At 41.9% G+C, this 16,884-nt stretch carries 13 protein-coding genes; 4 read left to right on the top strand and 9 right to left on the bottom strand.

Features of this window, described 5'->3' with window-relative positions; translation table 11 throughout:
• Window positions 1–220: 220 nt before the first annotated feature.
• From HII16_RS09390 to HII16_RS09380, 3 genes are all read right to left on the bottom strand, one after another.
• Window positions 221–2,491, bottom strand: a complete 2,271-nt coding sequence (locus HII16_RS09390; RefSeq protein ID WP_169129579.1) for a peptidase domain-containing ABC transporter — start codon at window positions 2,489–2,491, stop codon at window positions 221–223.
• 175 nt (window positions 2,492–2,666) lie between these two features.
• Window positions 2,667–4,052, bottom strand: coding sequence for an HlyD family efflux transporter periplasmic adaptor subunit (locus HII16_RS09385; RefSeq protein ID WP_169129577.1), 1,386 nt, complete (start codon window positions 4,050–4,052; stop codon window positions 2,667–2,669).
• Window positions 4,053–4,364: 312 nt separating this feature from the next.
• The gene (locus HII16_RS09380; RefSeq protein WP_169129575.1) at window positions 4,365–4,544 is read right to left on the bottom strand and encodes a hypothetical protein; all 180 of its coding nucleotides are present in this window, start codon (window positions 4,542–4,544) and stop codon (window positions 4,365–4,367) included.
• 1,205 nt (window positions 4,545–5,749) lie between these two features.
• Here HII16_RS09380 and HII16_RS09375 point away from each other — a divergent pair.
• Window positions 5,750–6,529, top strand: a complete 780-nt coding sequence (locus HII16_RS09375) for a transposase (RefSeq protein ID WP_169129573.1) — start codon at window positions 5,750–5,752, stop codon at window positions 6,527–6,529.
• 110 nt (window positions 6,530–6,639) lie between these two features.
• Here the strand turns inward: HII16_RS09375 and galU are convergent, their stop codons facing one another.
• Window positions 6,640–7,533 carry a UTP--glucose-1-phosphate uridylyltransferase GalU gene (gene galU, locus HII16_RS09370; protein ID WP_169129765.1) on the bottom strand — a complete coding sequence of 298 codons (894 nt, stop codon included), beginning with the start codon at window positions 7,531–7,533 and terminating at the stop codon, window positions 6,640–6,642.
• Between the two features lie 347 nt (window positions 7,534–7,880).
• Here galU and HII16_RS09365 point away from each other — a divergent pair, with 347 nt between their 5' ends.
• The 3 genes from HII16_RS09365 (at window position 7,881) to HII16_RS09355 (ending at window position 11,470) form a co-directional block, all read left to right on the top strand.
• Window positions 7,881–9,425 (top strand): MBL fold metallo-hydrolase, encoded by a 1,545-nt coding sequence (locus tag HII16_RS09365; RefSeq protein ID WP_169129763.1) that lies wholly within the window; start codon window positions 7,881–7,883, stop codon window positions 9,423–9,425.
• A gap of 148 nt (window positions 9,426–9,573) precedes the next feature.
• Window positions 9,574–10,434: a universal stress protein gene (locus HII16_RS09360; protein ID WP_169129571.1), complete on the top strand. Its 861-nt coding sequence runs from the start codon at window positions 9,574–9,576 to the stop codon at window positions 10,432–10,434.
• Between the two features lie 172 nt (window positions 10,435–10,606).
• Window positions 10,607–11,470, top strand: a complete 864-nt coding sequence (locus HII16_RS09355; protein WP_169129569.1) for a universal stress protein — start codon at window positions 10,607–10,609, stop codon at window positions 11,468–11,470.
• A 645-nt stretch (window positions 11,471–12,115) separates the two neighbouring features.
• On the opposite strand, the gene HII16_RS09350 is transcribed toward HII16_RS09355, so the two are convergent.
• The 5 genes from HII16_RS09350 to HII16_RS09325 all read right to left on the bottom strand — a co-directional run bounded on the left by HII16_RS09350 (window position 12,116) and on the right by HII16_RS09325 (window position 16,878).
• Entirely contained in the window at window positions 12,116–13,135 is a 1,020-nt protein-coding gene (locus HII16_RS09350) for an NAD-dependent epimerase/dehydratase family protein (RefSeq protein ID WP_169129567.1), read from the bottom strand.
• 31 nt (window positions 13,136–13,166) lie between these two features.
• Window positions 13,167–14,441 carry a Vi polysaccharide biosynthesis UDP-N-acetylglucosamine C-6 dehydrogenase TviB gene (tviB, locus tag HII16_RS09345; RefSeq protein WP_169129565.1) on the bottom strand — a complete coding sequence of 425 codons (1,275 nt, stop codon included), beginning with the start codon at window positions 14,439–14,441 and terminating at the stop codon, window positions 13,167–13,169.
• A 384-nt stretch (window positions 14,442–14,825) separates the two neighbouring features.
• Entirely contained in the window at window positions 14,826–15,758 is a 933-nt protein-coding gene (locus tag HII16_RS09335) for an AgmX/PglI C-terminal domain-containing protein (RefSeq protein WP_169129563.1), read from the bottom strand.
• Entirely contained in the window at window positions 15,758–16,321 is a 564-nt protein-coding gene (locus tag HII16_RS09330) for a biopolymer transporter ExbD (protein ID WP_348981402.1), read from the bottom strand. The genes HII16_RS09335 and HII16_RS09330 overlap by 1 nt, the downstream gene beginning before the upstream one ends.
• On the bottom strand, window positions 16,318–16,878 hold the full coding sequence (locus HII16_RS09325; protein ID WP_169129561.1) for a biopolymer transporter ExbD: 561 nt from the start codon (window positions 16,876–16,878) through the stop codon (window positions 16,318–16,320). The genes HII16_RS09330 and HII16_RS09325 overlap by 4 nt, the downstream gene beginning before the upstream one ends.
• Window positions 16,879–16,884: the final 6 nt, after the last annotated feature.

Below are 16,884 nucleotides of genomic sequence, written 5' to 3'. Positions count from 1 at the left end.
TCCAGGTCGTGGCCCGATTGCTTATTTTCGAGCAAATCAGGTATCCCATACAGACCAAGGTTACCGTTAAATAATTTCACTAGTTTGAGAATTTAGCAAGTTTTTAACAAAAACAAATACTAAGGTCACATATCCACACTACGAAAAAGGCCATTATTTTGATCAATAAAAAGCATTATTTATTGGTCAATAATCGAGTTAACAAATGCCTTTATCGACATTAACCGCGTCTCGCTGCTGCAAATTGAGATTTCACTTTGTCTGTACAATCGATCACACCACTGGTTGTTAACTGCAAAATCACATCGGCTTGCATTATGGTTTCTAATCGATGCGCAACAATAATACGGGTCATCGATAATGCGTTAATCGCTTGATTTACATAAAATTCATTATTGCTATCAAGGTGTGAGGTGGCTTCATCTAAAAACAAAATATCAGGCTGTTGGTACAAAGCTCTGGCCAGTAATAACCGCTGTTTTTGCCCTCCGGATAAGTTGCTGCCCATTTCACCAATCAAACTGTTTACCCCCATCGGCATGCTTTTGATATCTTGACTCAATTGCGCCTGCTCAATGACATTGGCCAGTTTTTGTCTATCGACTTGTTCGGCAAAGAAACTGATGTTGTCGATAAGACTGCCGCTGATCAACTGATCATCTTGTAAGACGGCAGAAAGCTTACGCCGATATTGGCCTAAACCATATTGATTGATCTCATGCTCATAAAAACACACCTTGCCCTGTGTTGCTGCTTGTAAACCCATCAGGATCTTTAGCAGCGAGGTTTTACCCGAGCCTGATGCGCCAATAATTGCCACCACTTGCCCTGGCGTTACAGAAAACGACACGTTCTTAAATAACCACGGCTCTTTATCATGATAACGAAAAGCGAGATCCTCGATACGCAATATCGCTGCCTTCGATGCTGTATTGCTGGTTTGACTAATGCGAGCTATCGGCGGTTGTATGGTAGTATTGATTGCCCTTTTTTTATCAAAATGAGGCTCTTTATCTGTTAGCGCTATATCGGCAATACGCGATAAATGCAGAGTCAGCATTTTCATATCAATAAGCCGTTCAATGAGATTGATAAGTTTGCTGATCAATTGTCGCTTATAGGCAATAAACGCAGTCAACATACCGATGCTAAGATCGCCTGCCATAACCAAAGTCGCCGCTATGTATATAACCAACAGGTTTTCCGCGGCAAAGATGGCATCATGCAGCCAATTAAAGTGAATACGCAGCTTGCCCAGCTTTATGGATAAGTTGATTTGTTTAACCAAACTTTGCTGCCACACCTGTTGGCGTTGATTCTCACATTGTCTGAGCTTTATGGTTTCAATGGCGCGCACGTTTTCCATAAAACGGCTTTGTTGTTTGGCCCCAGCAACCAACTGTTGTTCGTTAAGTTGTTTGAGTGGTTCATAGCAAAGACTACGCATGATGGCATACACGGTTACCGCAACCATCACGATCACGGTTAGCTTGACGCTATACAGACACATCATCACCAGCACGACAATTACCATCAATCCATCAACGATGGCTTCCACTAAACCATTACTGAGTAATTGCCGTACCGAGTCCATCGAACCAAACCGTGAAACAATATCGCCCATGTGCCGTCGTTGAAAAAAGGCCAATGGTAATCGTAACAAGTGATGACATAGTTGACTGGCCATCTGTAGGTTCAGCACATTAGAACAATGTAAGATAACAAAAGAGCGTAACGCTTTACTGACCAATTCAAACAGTGCCAACAAAGCAAAACCTAGTGCGAGAATCATCAGTAAGTCACTATCGCCATTTACCACAACATCATCAATGACCAACTGCAAATAGTAAGGTGTGGCAATCGCAAACAGTTGCAGCATTACACTAAGCGCTAATACCTTAAACGCCGTTGGCCATAAGCCAACGATGTGTCGAGCAAAGTCGCTGATGCGCAGTGATTGCTTTGCTCTTGCTTTAACAAAGCCTTCGTTGGGGATAAGCTCAATCGCGACACCGGTAAAGTGCTCTCCACACTCGCTTAACGACAATGTTTTTTCACCCATTGCAGGATCGTGAATAACCACTTTATTACGCTTGCATGATTTGAGCACAACAAAGTGATTTAGATCCCAATGCAAAATACACGGTGTGGTTAGCTTGGTTAAATCCGATAACGCTAACTTTAAAGGTCGGCTGTTTAGTCTAATGCCATCAGCGATATCGATAATATGAGCTACTGTGGCACCGCGACTGGAAATTGCAAAGTGTCGTCGCAAATAGGCTAAATCTGTTTTAAAACCATGAAAGCAGGCGACCATGGCAAGACAGGCTAACGCGCATTCGCTGGCTTCGGTTTGCAAAATAACAGGTAATTTCTTACCTCTAAAAAACTCTAGTCCCGCGTTAAACACGTCGGCTTTGTTTTTGTGCTGATTTTGATGCGTGTTTTTATGACTACTTTTATGATTAGGTATTGCGCTTTCACTCGACATCCTTGCCTCTTATTCTTTGTTGTCTGTTGCTTGTTGTCTGTTGCTTGTTTTCTGTTAGCCGTTCATTAGTACACCGATTGCTTCATTAGCCACTCCATTGGCCAATTATGGCTAACTAAATTACCGCTATGCTTCTCTCTCAACTGCGCGATTTAATGCGCTATCAAGGGCGCCATCAGATGCGCCCTTTAAGGCTATAAATAGGCTCAAATAACCAGTCAAACAAGGAACGTTTATCCACTTCTATATCCGCTTGCAGCAACATACCGGGCGACAGCGTTATCGCCTTACCGTAGGCTTGTACCGCTTGCGACTCAAGAGCAATGGTGACTTTATAAACAGGCTCATGAATTACTATAGGCATATGGCTATCTGCTTTGGTTAACACGGCGTTGCCAAGTTTACTTACCGTACCTTGATAGCTACCAAACTGTTGGTACGGAAAGGCTTGATACTTGAGCTTGGTGATTTGCCCTTGATTGATAAAACCGAAACCACGGGTTGGCACCAGTAATACGGCTTCCATTTGCGAGTTTTCGGGGACGATGGTCAGCAAAGAACTGCCTGCGACAACGCTCTGCCCAACCTTGTATTTAAGATTGGTCACTTGGCCACTAATTTGGGCGACCACTGTATATTGATATTGAAATTTGGCATTACTCAGTTGGCGCTGCAATTGTTGTTGCTGTTGCAAAAGCGCATGAACATCGGAAGCATGTTGATACTCAAGTTGCTGTAATTGCTGAGACGCTTGTTGCTGTTCAGAATCCATTTGTAATTGTAATTGTTCTAGCTCGTACGCCTGTTGCTGCAACAATAAAGCACTTTGCTGTAAGCGAATTACTTGCTCATCAGCAATGTGACCTTGCGCCAATAACTGTTTACCGTTTAGATATTGTCGTTGCGCCAAAGCAATACGCTGCTGTAATGCCGTGTTTTGTTTGTCAATTGCGCTGCGTAAACTTGCTGATTGTTGTTGTTTGATGCGCAAGCTGTGTTTTGATGTTTGATATAACCGCTGTTGATTATCTCGTTCGGCATCGAGTTGGCTTATTTGGTTTTGAATTGCCTGTATTTGGTCAATGTTTGCATCTTGTAATAGATCATTAGCATTACCATTGCTCATGTTATTGACAACGCCAATCGCTTGTGAGCTCAATCTTTTTTGCTCAACAACAAACAACACATCGCCGACATTAACCGTGTCTCCTTCATTTACCGCGACATGACTGACCGTGCCGGCATGCTCAGCAAAACTTTCTACCAATCCCTGTGTCGGCTGCAGGTAACCAAATACACGGGTCTTGCGAGTATATTCCTGGCCTATTAAAAACATCAGTAAGGTTGATAACAACAAGACAAACAATATTGTTAGTAAGGTAAAGCCAATAGGTTGTTTGACGATGATCTCGCCATCAAGCGATAGGTTTTTATCAACTACCTGCCGACGAAATAAACCAGAGTTACGAGCGCACCTAGAATCTATAGATTCGTTTCGTGCAACAGAATGTTGTGAAGATTGCGCGTTTGGCTTTAAACGCTTTGGCGTGGTGTCGACCATCATTCATCCTTGAATACTCGATAGTGATTTGGTTTACCATTGCTGTGCAATGTGCGAACTACAACTGTTGTAACACAACATTGGTAATGAAACTTTGGCTAAATCAGTTTGCGTAAAATACGCCAGTACCTGCACTTCAGTGTTAATGCTTGTCTATGTTAAAACAGTAAAACCTAAAGGCAGAGGTTGCAATCCATGGACGTTTAATAACCTTTAGTTTCGACATTTCTTTGAGCTTAAATATTAATTAGCTTGAGCTTTAAAACGATATTATTGCTGTATCAGGGATAGCCCTGTACTAGGCCTGTACGATTAATGAGGTTTATACAAAAACACCGTTAATGCCAATACTGTACTTAGAGTAAAGGTTGCTAGCGGAACTAATGAGCTGGTGTCTGTTGCTAACCACGCTGTATTTGTAGCTAACCAGCATGAAACCGCTGCGCCTGCGGCAAACTGCATTCGTTTTTGCTGAATTTTTGAAAGTTGCATTTCAACGTTTTCCTTATATGTGTGCCTTTTGACACATAACTGCCACCTGTTGTTATGCGGGTTTGTTTAAAAGAAATAATCCGTTCAGTTTACTGCTGAAAAAAATTATTTAAGTTGGCTGGTAAGCAAGCATGCCTTAGCGCAAAACATCCTAAAAATTACTCTACCGGTCCACCCATTTTTATATGGCTTATTAACCAAGTGTATATTCAAGCCTAGATCTGAACTGTTAATTGTCAAACCGAATTGGTTTAATTTTTTATGAAATATTTAAAACCTTTATCTAAGTCGTTCTGGTGGCAGTTACAAAGACGCGTTGTCAATTGAGCTGTGTCAGCCATTACCGCTTTACATTGACTGATGAGACCTAATTAGGTTGCCACTCTGACACTATTTACGTTTTGATTTAACAGCTTGAAAAGCAACATTTTATAAAAAATATAATCCATACAATTCATACACTTAAACCACAAAAACATCTTATTGCACAATTTTTCAATTTGCTTTTCAATTAATAAATTCTTACATTTTCCATAGGCAATGTGCACCATTGTCAGAGAACAAAAATACTAAATTCAAGGACGAGTATGATGATGACAGGATGTTTTCAATTAACAAACCTAAGCCATAAGCCCACCGCAAAAGCCCCCTCTGTTTGCGACGCAAACCTGCTTATGAAATTGCAGCTATATAAGCCCATATGTCAGAAGACCCCATAGCAAACTTGTAATTAACCAACTACCCAAAATAATAGAATTTTGCCTGTCGTTTTACCCCTTTTCGAACGTCAGCAAAATGAAAGTTAATGGATTAACTTTCACAGGAAGCCCTCAAAGGATTGAGCAATTGCAGGATGCATTGTGTACATGGATGTAGCCAAGGAGTGGCAAAAATCTTCACCGAGTAATCAAGGTGAAGTAACGAGCATGATTGGGTCTGCTGTCTTACGGATAATCCCTAAACCAGTAAGCAGCAGCTCCCGGTCATGTGAGATCGGCACAGATGTTTCGCAACTTATGGACAGACAAGCGAAACACACGAGCGGAGCGACGTACAGTATGATGCCCTTTCATTCTGGGTTACAGGACGTAACGATGAATGACCAGAACGTTGTACTGATGCTCTACCGATCTTTTTATCTGTCTATATAACTGTATAGCAAGTTGTATAGCTAGCTGCATAGGCGCAATAAACGAGGAGTAAGCATGCCCAGAAAACCGAGACATTATCTAGCCAATGTGCCGCATTATATTTTGCTGTCAGGTCATAACAAGCAAGCGATATTTTTTAACGAGCAAGACTATCAACAATTTTGCCATTATTTGAATATGATGATGCGCAAATACCATATCGCCATTCATGCCTACACTTTACTCGATAATCAGGTGCATTTATTACTCAGCGCCAGCGATGAAGAAGCGATACCGCGGGCGATTCAATACCTCAACAGCTGTTATGTAAAATACGTTAACCGCTGCTATGAGCGCAGTGGCACATTATTTCAAGGGCGACACAAAGCCAGTATCGTTGACCCAGATGGCTACCTAATCGCCTGTATGGCGTATATCGAGACCCTCTATAATCGTACTTGCTCAGAGGTAAACGATGCTCATACTTACCCTTATTGCAGTTACAGTGCCAACGGCTACCTAGAGCAAGAGCAGCAACGTAGCATAGAGCCACAAATCGCAGAGCTTATTACGGAAATCATCACACCGCACCCAAATTACCTGCGTCTCGGTGCTGATAAGCTCAATCGACAACAATATTATCAGCAGTTATGTATCGACGAAGTCGATGAACCAACCATTGAGTTTATCGAAGACAATCTAAAGATTAACTTCCCGATTGCTAGCCCATATTTTATTCGCAACCTTAGCTTTGAAACCCAATTGTTGTTTTCACATAGCAAACGAGGTCGACCACGAAAACAGAAAAAGTCACTGTTTGGTTTTATGTTAAGCGCTAGAAACCCGCTTTTATAGTGAGCGGTAAAGATCGATAATAAGCGTTAATAAGGTAATAGACTTAATAAGCTAGGCACATACAAAAAAGGCAGCGTCAGCTGCCTTTTCTTTGATTATCTAACGCAATGCTATTCGAGGATATCTCTCAAGAATTGCTCAAACTCGCCATTCACTTGTGGGTGGCGTAAACCATAAACAACATTGGCTTTCATGTAGCCAATTTTTGAGCCACAATCGTGCGACTTCCCCGTCATATGAAACGCTTCAACTGGCTCAACTTTCATCAGACTTGCGATGGCATCAGTTAATTGAATTTCATCACCAGCACCTGGTGGGGTAAATTCCAATAACGACCAGATCTCTTTTGACAACACATAACGGCCCACAACGGCTAAATTGGATGGTGCGTCCTCTAACGCTGGCTTTTCAACGATTGCGGTCATTGCATGTGATTGTCCTGGCGATATATTTTCGCCACCGCAATCAACCACACCATAGCTGCTTACTAATTCTTGCGGTACTGGCTCTACCATAATCTGACTGGTACCTGTATCTTTAAACTTGCTAAGCATGGCTGCTAGGTTTTCTGTTTTCGGATCGCTGGCAACGTCATCGATTAACACATCAGGCAACACCACGACAAACGGCTCTTCACCAACAATTGGGCGTGCTTTAAGTACCGCATGACCCAAGCCTTTAGCCTCACCTTGGCGCACGTGCATAATGGTGACATCTTTTGGGCAAATCGCCTGCACTTCATCCAATAACTGACGTTTTACCCGTTTCTCAAGGGTGGTTTCTAATTCAAATTGTTTATCAAAGTGATTCTCAATAGCATTTTTAGAAGAATGCGTCACTAAGACGATTTCTTTGATCCCAGCAGCGATACACTCGTTGACTATGTATTGAATAAGCGGTTTATCAACCACAGGTAGCATTTCTTTTGGAATCGCTTTAGTCGCTGGCAGCATACGGGTACCAAGACCAGCAACGGGAATAACGGCTTTTTTGACAGATGACATTGGCTGAGATACAGACAAAACGTATTTCCTTTTGTTTTTCTTTTAAACTCGTAATGATTATCTTTTAGTATAGACACTAAAATAACAGTGTCTTTAAAACGCTGTTTGATTATTTCACAGTACTGTGACACTTATATTATGGTCTGACAAATGAAATAAATTAACCCCATACCTGCTCGTAAATACCGCTAACATCGCCTGTTTATCTACCTTTGTGCTGCACATTATTATTCAAAAATTGCCATTCATAACATAAACATAGATTTATCTGCGTGCTTTGCTAAGCTATATTTAATCTTTTAATAATAATAACTTAACCCGAATTTTTGTAATTGATGAGTATGGATATTCACTTTGATCATCATGGCGCTGTCGAAGGTGTCACTGGCTCTTGCCATCAGCTCACCGCGTCTTTGGGAAACCATCAGCTGTCTTACTTGGTCGATTGCGGTCTTTTTCAAGGCGCTGAGATACAGCATAAACAAAAAACATCACGCCAAGCCATTACAAACTCCGCAGATATTTTGCCAGCTCATTTAGCAATAGAATTTAACGTTGATAATATTGACGCCCTGATAGTGACCCATTGCCATATCGATCATGTTGGCAGAATTCCGTATTTACTGGCGGCCGGCTTTAAAGGCGATATTTTTTGCTCTACCGCCAGCGCCACATTATTGCCGCTGGTGTTAAAAGACGCACTTAAAGTTGGCGCAATATCAAATCAACGCTTAATTGATAAAGTCATGCAACGACTCAATGAACAAATCGTTGCAGTGGACTATGGCCAAAGCGTTGAATTACCCGGTAGCAACGAAACGCTAACCGCACGATTAACCATGCAACCCGCCGGTCATATTTTGGGATCAGCCTATGCTGAAATTCAATGCTGTGGCTTGCCACTGCAAACCGAGCAAACGAAAAACTCTAAAACACAACCTACACAGCAAACCATCGTTTTCTCTGGTGATTTAGGCGCTAGCAATACGCCGTTATTACCGGAGCCAACATCGCCAAAAACTTGTGATACTTTGATCATTGAGTCAACTTACGGTGACAAAAACCATCAAGGTAGAGAGCATCGTCGTAGCACCTTAGAAAACGTTTTGTGCAAAGCGCTAGCCGATAACGGCATGGTACTTATTCCAGCGTTTAGCATTGGCCGCACGCAAGAGTTACTATATGAAATTGAAGACATATTGCACCGCAATCATCAACAATTGAGCGCTAACAAACAGCTCGGCAATCGCAAAGATGACGCCTTAGCGCAATTGCTTGATCGCATTGATATCATCGTTGACTCGCCTTTAGCGGCAAAATTTACCGAGCATTATCGAGGCTTGAAACAGCTTTGGGATGATGAAGCAAAACACAAAGTTGATAGCGGCAGGCACCCACTATCATTTGAGCAACTAAGCACCATTATTGACCATCAACAGCATATACAAACCATTGATTATTTGAAGAAAACACAAAAGCCAGCAATCGTCATTGCCGCATCAGGAATGTGCACCGGTGGCCGTATCCTCAATTATATGAAGGCTTTTTTATCTAATGCTAAAACCGATGTGTTGTTTGTCGGCTATCAAGCAAAAGGCACCTTAGGTAGACGGTTGCAACAATTAGCTCAACACCAAGATAAGCAAAATACCTTAAATCATCGCACAGTTGATATTGATGGCGAGCAAATAAACGTGAATGCCATCATCCATTCATTAAGTGGTTACAGTGCCCATGCGGATCAAAACGATTTACTCAATTTCATTCAAGGTATAAAGCCGTCACCCAAGCAAATTCGAATTGTCCACGGCGACACAGATGCAAAGGCAGTTTTAGCGTTTAAATTACAATCCTTATTGCCTACATCACAAATCGTCATACCAAACCAATAAAGGATGATAATAGACTGAAGAGAAAAGAAAATACGGTAACGTTACATTGCCAAAGCAATTGCCTAACTTTCTGATGCAAATCAAAATAATTTTATAAAAACCTATTATGCTTAAGGCATGATAATGAAAATATTGATCGGGGAAATTTATGGATAAAATACTGGTCATCGCCGACCCAGATTTTGAACAGACCACGGCCATCGAACAGGCAGATAATATCGCCAAAGCGATGGGCGCTAATTTACACGTCGTATATTTCTATTATGAAGATTTACGAGGCCTTGGAGCCAAGGGGTCAGCCCTTAGAGACAGCCTGTTATCGCGATTAGAAGACAAAGCCAATGATCAGCTAGCTGAGATCTGCGACAACAATCAATATACCTACGAAGTCGTCTGGCAAAAACACATTGCTAACTGGGTAAATAAGTACGTTGAACAACACGACGTTGCTATGGTGGTTAAAACAGGTCATCGCAGCGAGTCAATGTTTTACACCCCGACCGATTGGCATTTGCTTAGAGAAACACAAGCGCCTGTTCTTATCGTTAGTGAGGAGCAATGGCATAAAACACATAACATATTAGCTTGTGTTGATTTACAAACCCAATTGCCAGACAAGCAACAGCTTAATCACGATATTTTGCTGCAAGCATGCGAGTTAGCGCAATTGTTCGACGTTAATGTGCAGGTGTTATACACACCGCTGTTCTCCACGTTTTTACGCGATTTAGGCATTCAGTATAAAGATGAAGTGGAGGCTCATGCAAAAGACACATTAATGAACGCCATAGGTGAATTATCGGCAAAATATAATATTCCTGGTGAGCATTTTCACATACATGCTGGTAAGCCAGAGTTAGTGATCCCATCAACCGCCGGCGAACTGCATTGCCAGATCGTAGTGTTAGGCACCGTTGGCAGAAAAGGGTTACAACAAAAGCTGCTGGGGAATACCGCAGAGCAAATATTAAGCCGCTTAAAGACCAACGTACTGGCATTAAAACCTTAAGCCAAAGTGTATTAAAAGCTCTTAAATAGCACTTATTAGCCTAGCCTGCTTGGATCACACTGATACTTACCATGCAATCGAACTTGGCAACGAAACTAGGCAGCACAATAACCATTGATATGATACCGCAAGCGGATATCAGATGTTTTCATTGACCTTAGGTTAACGCATTATGAAAAACAGCATTCTAGTAATCTCTGACCAACAAGAACAAAATTATACCGCCATTAAACAGGCCGCTGAATTGGCCAAGGCGTATGATTGTGATCTGCATATCGTCAACTTTTGTTATGAGTACTTACGTGGTGTTGCCGACGTCGAGCAAGCCAAAACCCAAATAGTACAGCGATTGCATGAGCTTAATGCCCACAAACTGGTTAATACCTTACAAGGTTTGTGTGACTACGAATTTGAAACCATTTGGGCAAAAAACATCGCGGTGTGGGTCAACGAATACGTTGCTCAATTTAATCCATTTATGGTGGTAAAAACAGGTCACCGCAGCGAAGCCCTGTTATATACACCAAGTGATTGGCATTTGCTCAGAGAAGTCAAAGCACCGGTGATGATCGCATGCGATCACAAATGGCACAAAGCTCGCCATGTACTAGCATGTATCGATCTAGATACCGAATTAGAAGAGAAAAAACGACTCAATAAGAAGGTGCTAGAAAACGCCAGTATTATGGCTAAATATATCGGCGCAGAGTTGCACGCTGTTTACGCGATTGGCTATCCAAGCATACTTGCTACGGTAGGTTTATTAGATAAAAAAGAAATCGTTGCCGAACGGCAATTAGAGCTTGCCGACCGCCTCACCTTACTGCGCAGTAATTATGATATCAAACAAGAAAACCTACACATTAAAGCGGGTGACATCAGCAAGGTGATTACCTCAGTCGCTGCTGATTGCAAAGCCTCTATGGTTGTAGTTGGTACCGTTGGTAGAACAGGACTTGAGCAAAAGCTTATCGGCAATACCGCTGAACGCATTATGCACTTGTGCAAAACTGACTTATTGGCGTTAAAGCCCTAGTCAGGTAGAACCGATGATGATGTTCTACATCAAACTTTAACAAGTAAATCACGCAGCATTTGATTAGGATAGTTTTGCGTGTTGATAATTTATGATGGCGGTTTGTATTACTGCCATCAGGATCGCTTTGCAAATAACCTGTATAAAGCTGTAAATGGCGACAGCAGCAATTATTGCTGTTCCGTATACATTACCCGTCATTATTAAGGTCAGAACAGTAAGCACCAACATCAAGAGAATGTGCCTTTCAATACCACTTTTTATCGCAAAGTTATCACTGTTTTTGCGTACCACTATTTTTTCGTTAATAAAATGCTTTACGCTAATCGAACGTCCATCTTCAGACAGGAAGCAATTAAGCCCTGCATTTTGCAATATTGGATATAAATTTATTTGATGATGCCATCCTTTTAGCTAAGATTATGATTTAATTGCTTTTTTAAAAGATAGCCAAAATAGCTAACACAAACAATTACCTCTTCAATTTTCACCCAATAAATAAAAGTACCAGATTAAGTCAATAGCACTTGCCCTCTATGCATATCTATACGCATTTAAGCCCGTCTCTACTATAGAAATACTAAAGATCCCGACTTTCATCGGGATGACGGGTAAAAACACCGCAATCGAGCGACAAAATGTCTATTACAAATGCTCTACATACCATGGCATCGCTTGAGCCAGGCCTTGGTGGATATTATGTGTTGGTTGGTAACCTAAGTGTTCGCGGGCTTTGCTGATATCCGCTTGTGAGTGACGTACATCACCTGCTCTAAAGTCTTTCATATGGGCGCCATTAGGATAGTTGACACCACATGGTGATAGGTTTTCTTTAATGGCATTAAATAATTGATTTAAAGAGGTTCTATCACCAACGGCGACATTATAGACTTCATTTTTTGCTCCATCTGATGCAACTGCTGCCAAGATATTGGCTTGCACTGCATTATCGATATAACAAAAGTCTCTGGAAGTCTCGCCATCACCGTATATATCTACGGTATTTTCCGCTATCATCGCTGCAGTCCATTTTGGGATCACTGCAGCGTAGGCGCCATTGGGATCTTGACGCCGACCAAAGACATTGAAATAGCGCAAGCCAATGGCATTAAACTGGTACGCTCTTGCAAAGACATCAGCGTATAACTCATTGACGTATTTTGTCACTGCATAAGGTGATAGAGGGTTGCCTATATTTGCCTCCACCTTGGGTAGAGCTGGATGGTCACCATAGGTTGAACTTGACGCCGCATACGTAAAACTTTGCACTTTAGCTTCTTTGCTCGCGACCATCATATTTAAAAACCCAGTGATGTTAGCTGTGTTGGTTTTTATCGGATCATCCAACGAACGAGGTACGGATCCTAACGCGGCTTGATGTAAAACGTAGTCAACCTCAAATACCGCTTCACGACAGCGTTCGAAATTACTTATGTCACCTTCTAAAAATCGAAAGTTTTGCCACTGTGTAGATGACACATTGTGTTTCACATCGTCCAAATTATGACGATGACCGGTCGCAAAATTATCTAGGCCGACAACATGTTGATCATGTTTCAGCAAAGTTTCCAATAGATTAGAACCAATAAAACCGGCAACACCAGTCACTAACCAACGCTTAGGTTGTTTAGACAGTTGTGATAAAACTTGTTGATATCGTGACACGAAAACTCTCCTTTTTCGAAAGGCAGTAAGGTTATAACCTTAAATCGACGGCGTGTTTGGGCAAGATGTATTTCAAATCATAAATAAAATGACCACGTCTGCCCCACTCACGAATTTGCGCTTCTGAGAGCGCCAGAAACTGCTTGTGCGCCACAGTAAAGATAATGGCATCATAGTGATTAGTTTTAGGGGTAGATACCAAGTCGATGCCATACAGCGCTTTCGCTTCGTCTTTATCGCACCAAGGATCGTATACATCTACCACCATATTGTATTCTTGCAGCTCATTGACGATGTCAATGACTTTGGTATTACGCAGATCGGGGCAATTTTCTTTAAACGTCAATCCCATCACCAATACATTGGCATGTTCAACATGGGCATGTTGCTTCATCATGTTTTTGACTAACTGAGAGACGACATATTCACCCATATCATCATTTAAATGACGCCCTGCTAAAATCATTTTCGGATGATAACCGATATTTTCAGCTTTTTGGGTTAAATAATAAGGGTCAACGCCAATGCAATGACCACCAACAAGACCAGGGCGAAACGGTAAGAAGTTCCATTTGGTGCCAGCCGCCTCTAAAACGTCTAGCGTATCGATGTCCAACTTATTGAAAATAATGGCAAGCTCATTGATTAAGGCAATGTTTACGTCACGCTGGGTGTTCTCGATGACCTTGGCCGCTTCAGCGACTTTAATTGATGGTGCTTTATGGGTACCCGCGGTAATTATGCTGCCATAAACATCATCAATATAATCTGCCGCTTGCGGTGTAGAGCCCGATGTTACTTTGAGTATTTTGGTTACCGAATGCTCTTTATCACCAGGGTTGATTCTTTCTGGTGAATAGCCTGCAAAAAAGTCTTGGTTAAAGACTAAGCCCGACTGTTGCTCGATAACCGGTACACAATCTTCTTCCGTCGCACCTGGGTATACGGTAGATTCGAACACTACAACATCACCTTTACTGATAACTTGGCCGAGAATTTCACTGGCTTTTATCAGCGGCGTTAAATCAGGTTGTTTGTTTTTATCGATGGGCGTTGGTACCGTCACAATGTAAAAATTACAGCTTTTCAACTCACTTTCAACATTGGTGAAGCGAAGCCGTTTTGCATTTGAAAATTGTTCGGAAGACACTTCTAGGGTTGTATCGATGCCATCACGCAATTCATCAATGCGTGCTTGCTTGATGTCAAAGCCCACGGTAGGGTATTTTTTGCCAAATTCAACAGCCAAAGGCAAACCAACGTAGCCAAGACCAATGACAGCGATTTTTATTGTTGTAAGATCCATTATCTGCATAAAATATTGTTGTTTAAACAAAAGTATAGATCTGTTTTTGGAAAGTGCGCTTAAAATGAAAAAGCCGCACTATACAGCGCGGCTTCGGTGATTTAATTATCAATAATGTTATACAAGAAATTTTCTCATTATACTCGCACAGAGCCCACTCAAAAGAATTAAAAATGTCGACGGTTCGGGGACGTCTACAGGGGGTTCGACGTTTGATCAAGTTATAAAGCGAGCAGAATCAGCACCAACATCGGTTGCCCATCTAAACTCAGTTTTATCGCCTAAAAAGCTCATGAATTCTCCTTTACTTTCTCCATTGGCCTTTGGTTTAGGCAAAAAAATACCAGGCGTTGCCTGGTATTTTTGCAATGATTTGTGCTGATATTAGAATGGCAAGAAGTTGAAGGTGTAGTTCAATTCTGTTTCATTCACATCTTGTGCGCCAAAGTTAATCAAGCGAATACGTGCCAATAATTTCTTAGTGAAATCTTCATGCTCCAAATCACTTGAAACAATCTTGACGTTTTGTACTTGACCTGCCGGCGTGATGACTAGATTAACAGTCACTTTACCTTGAAGACTTGGGTCTTGACGCAGTGCACGGCGATAAATGGCGTATAACGCACCTTTATTTTTATCGAAGGTTTGACGAATCGACTCCGTTGTTCGGTTACCAGACGCCGCTTCAGATTCACTTAATGACGCCGCTGTACCGTCGCCATCGCCACCGCCGGTCGTTGGAACCCGAGCGGTAAACTCGGTTGTCTTACGACCTTCTAAGCCATTGCCGCTGCCAACATCGGCACTTAATGCCCCTGTTGCAACACCACCAGAAGTGCCTGCGACGGTTTTACCTAGCAACACACGTTCTGTCTCTTCGGCTTCACCACCACCATCTTCTAAGCTGTTTTCGGCTAAGCTGTCCATGTCAACAGACTCACGCATTTCTGCTAATGTGTCTTGCATCGCTAACAAACCGCTTTCTTCCGCTTTTTCACGAGCGCTTTTGGGCGCTTCAACGGGTTCTGGTTCGGGCTCAGGTTCAGGCTCAGTTTCCTCAGGCTCAGCTTCAGCAACCTCTTCAGGCTCTGGCTCAGGCTCAGGCTCGACTTCAACCTTTTGCTCTTGTATCTTCACTAATTGCGGTGGAATACGTTCAACTTCTTCGCGCGTACGCTCTGGTAACTGAACGATTTTAACCACGATGGTGAATAACACCGTCACCACTAAGGCGATAATCAACAGTATTCTAAACAGTCGATTATCCTCATGTTTTTGCCAAGTTGGTAACTGGTGTCGTTTAAGCTTTTGCACCATTAATTACCCCCTACCGCATCACTGCTGTCATCTTCTGCCGTACCATTTAAGATATCTTCATCAGATGCGCCGTAGGTTTGCTCTACTGCCAAAGAAATATTGGTATAACCGGCGTTTGCCGAGGTTTGCATGATTTTTTTCAGCAAACTGTAAGCAACGGTTTTATCGGCCATAATATTTACAGACAAACCATTGGCTAACTCTTCTTCGGTTAAGTCGGTGCGACGATTGCGCTGGTACTCAAGCTCTTTTAATAACTCATCGACGATGACGTCTTCATTATCAATAAGCTCTTGAGTATCGGCAACCTTACGACCTTGCAGTAGCACTACATTGGTGTTTATCGTAATGATCAAGTTGTCTTCAGCCGTTTCTTTTGATAACGATTTAGGCAACTCTATTTCTTTATTGTTTTGCAATACTTGTACGTCGGATGCATTAACCATCAAGAAGAAAACCAAAATGGTAAAAATATCCATCAAAGATACCAAAGACAATTTTGATGTCTTTGATAAACGCTGATGATGGCGAGCCATGCGTTTGGCTCTTACAGACTTCTTCACTGACTTCCTCCTTGTGCACTCATCGCTTCCAATAGCTCAGGGTTACTTACCTGTGGCGCATCACCTAAGCTAATATCTGGAAACAATTCGGCATCGACTACCGAGGCGACAACAACCGCTTTATATGAGCGAGATCTATCCATTAAGGTGACAATAGTTTGGTAATCAATTTGCGGTTCAAGCAAAATGCTTATATCGCTTTTCTCAATACCACGTTCGCTCAATAGTTGTTTTACTTGCTTTAAGACGGCCACCAACGATTCAAAGTCGTAACCTTCATCGGTATTTGGGATGGTTTTAAGCAAGTATGTCTGTGGGTAATATATTTCAATCTGGTTATCACGAACCATAAGCTCAAGAGTTTCGTCTTCCTCTTGTTCTTCATTTTCACTTTGCAGTGTTGGGTCCGTAAGTTCCGGCAACTTAAGATCTAAAACGGTAATGTGTGAAAATACCATCATCATCAAAAGCACCGGTACCAGAACGATCATCAAGTTCATAAATGACGTGATGTCGAGTTCTGCGTCCTGACGCTTGATTCGGGTTTTTCTTAACATAATTGC

The organism is Thalassotalea sp. Y01 (assembly GCF_012932945.1).
In the GTDB taxonomy this organism is placed as follows: Bacteria; Pseudomonadota; Gammaproteobacteria; order Enterobacterales; family Alteromonadaceae; genus Thalassotalea_A.
This window is presented reverse-complemented; position numbering and strand designations above follow the sequence as displayed.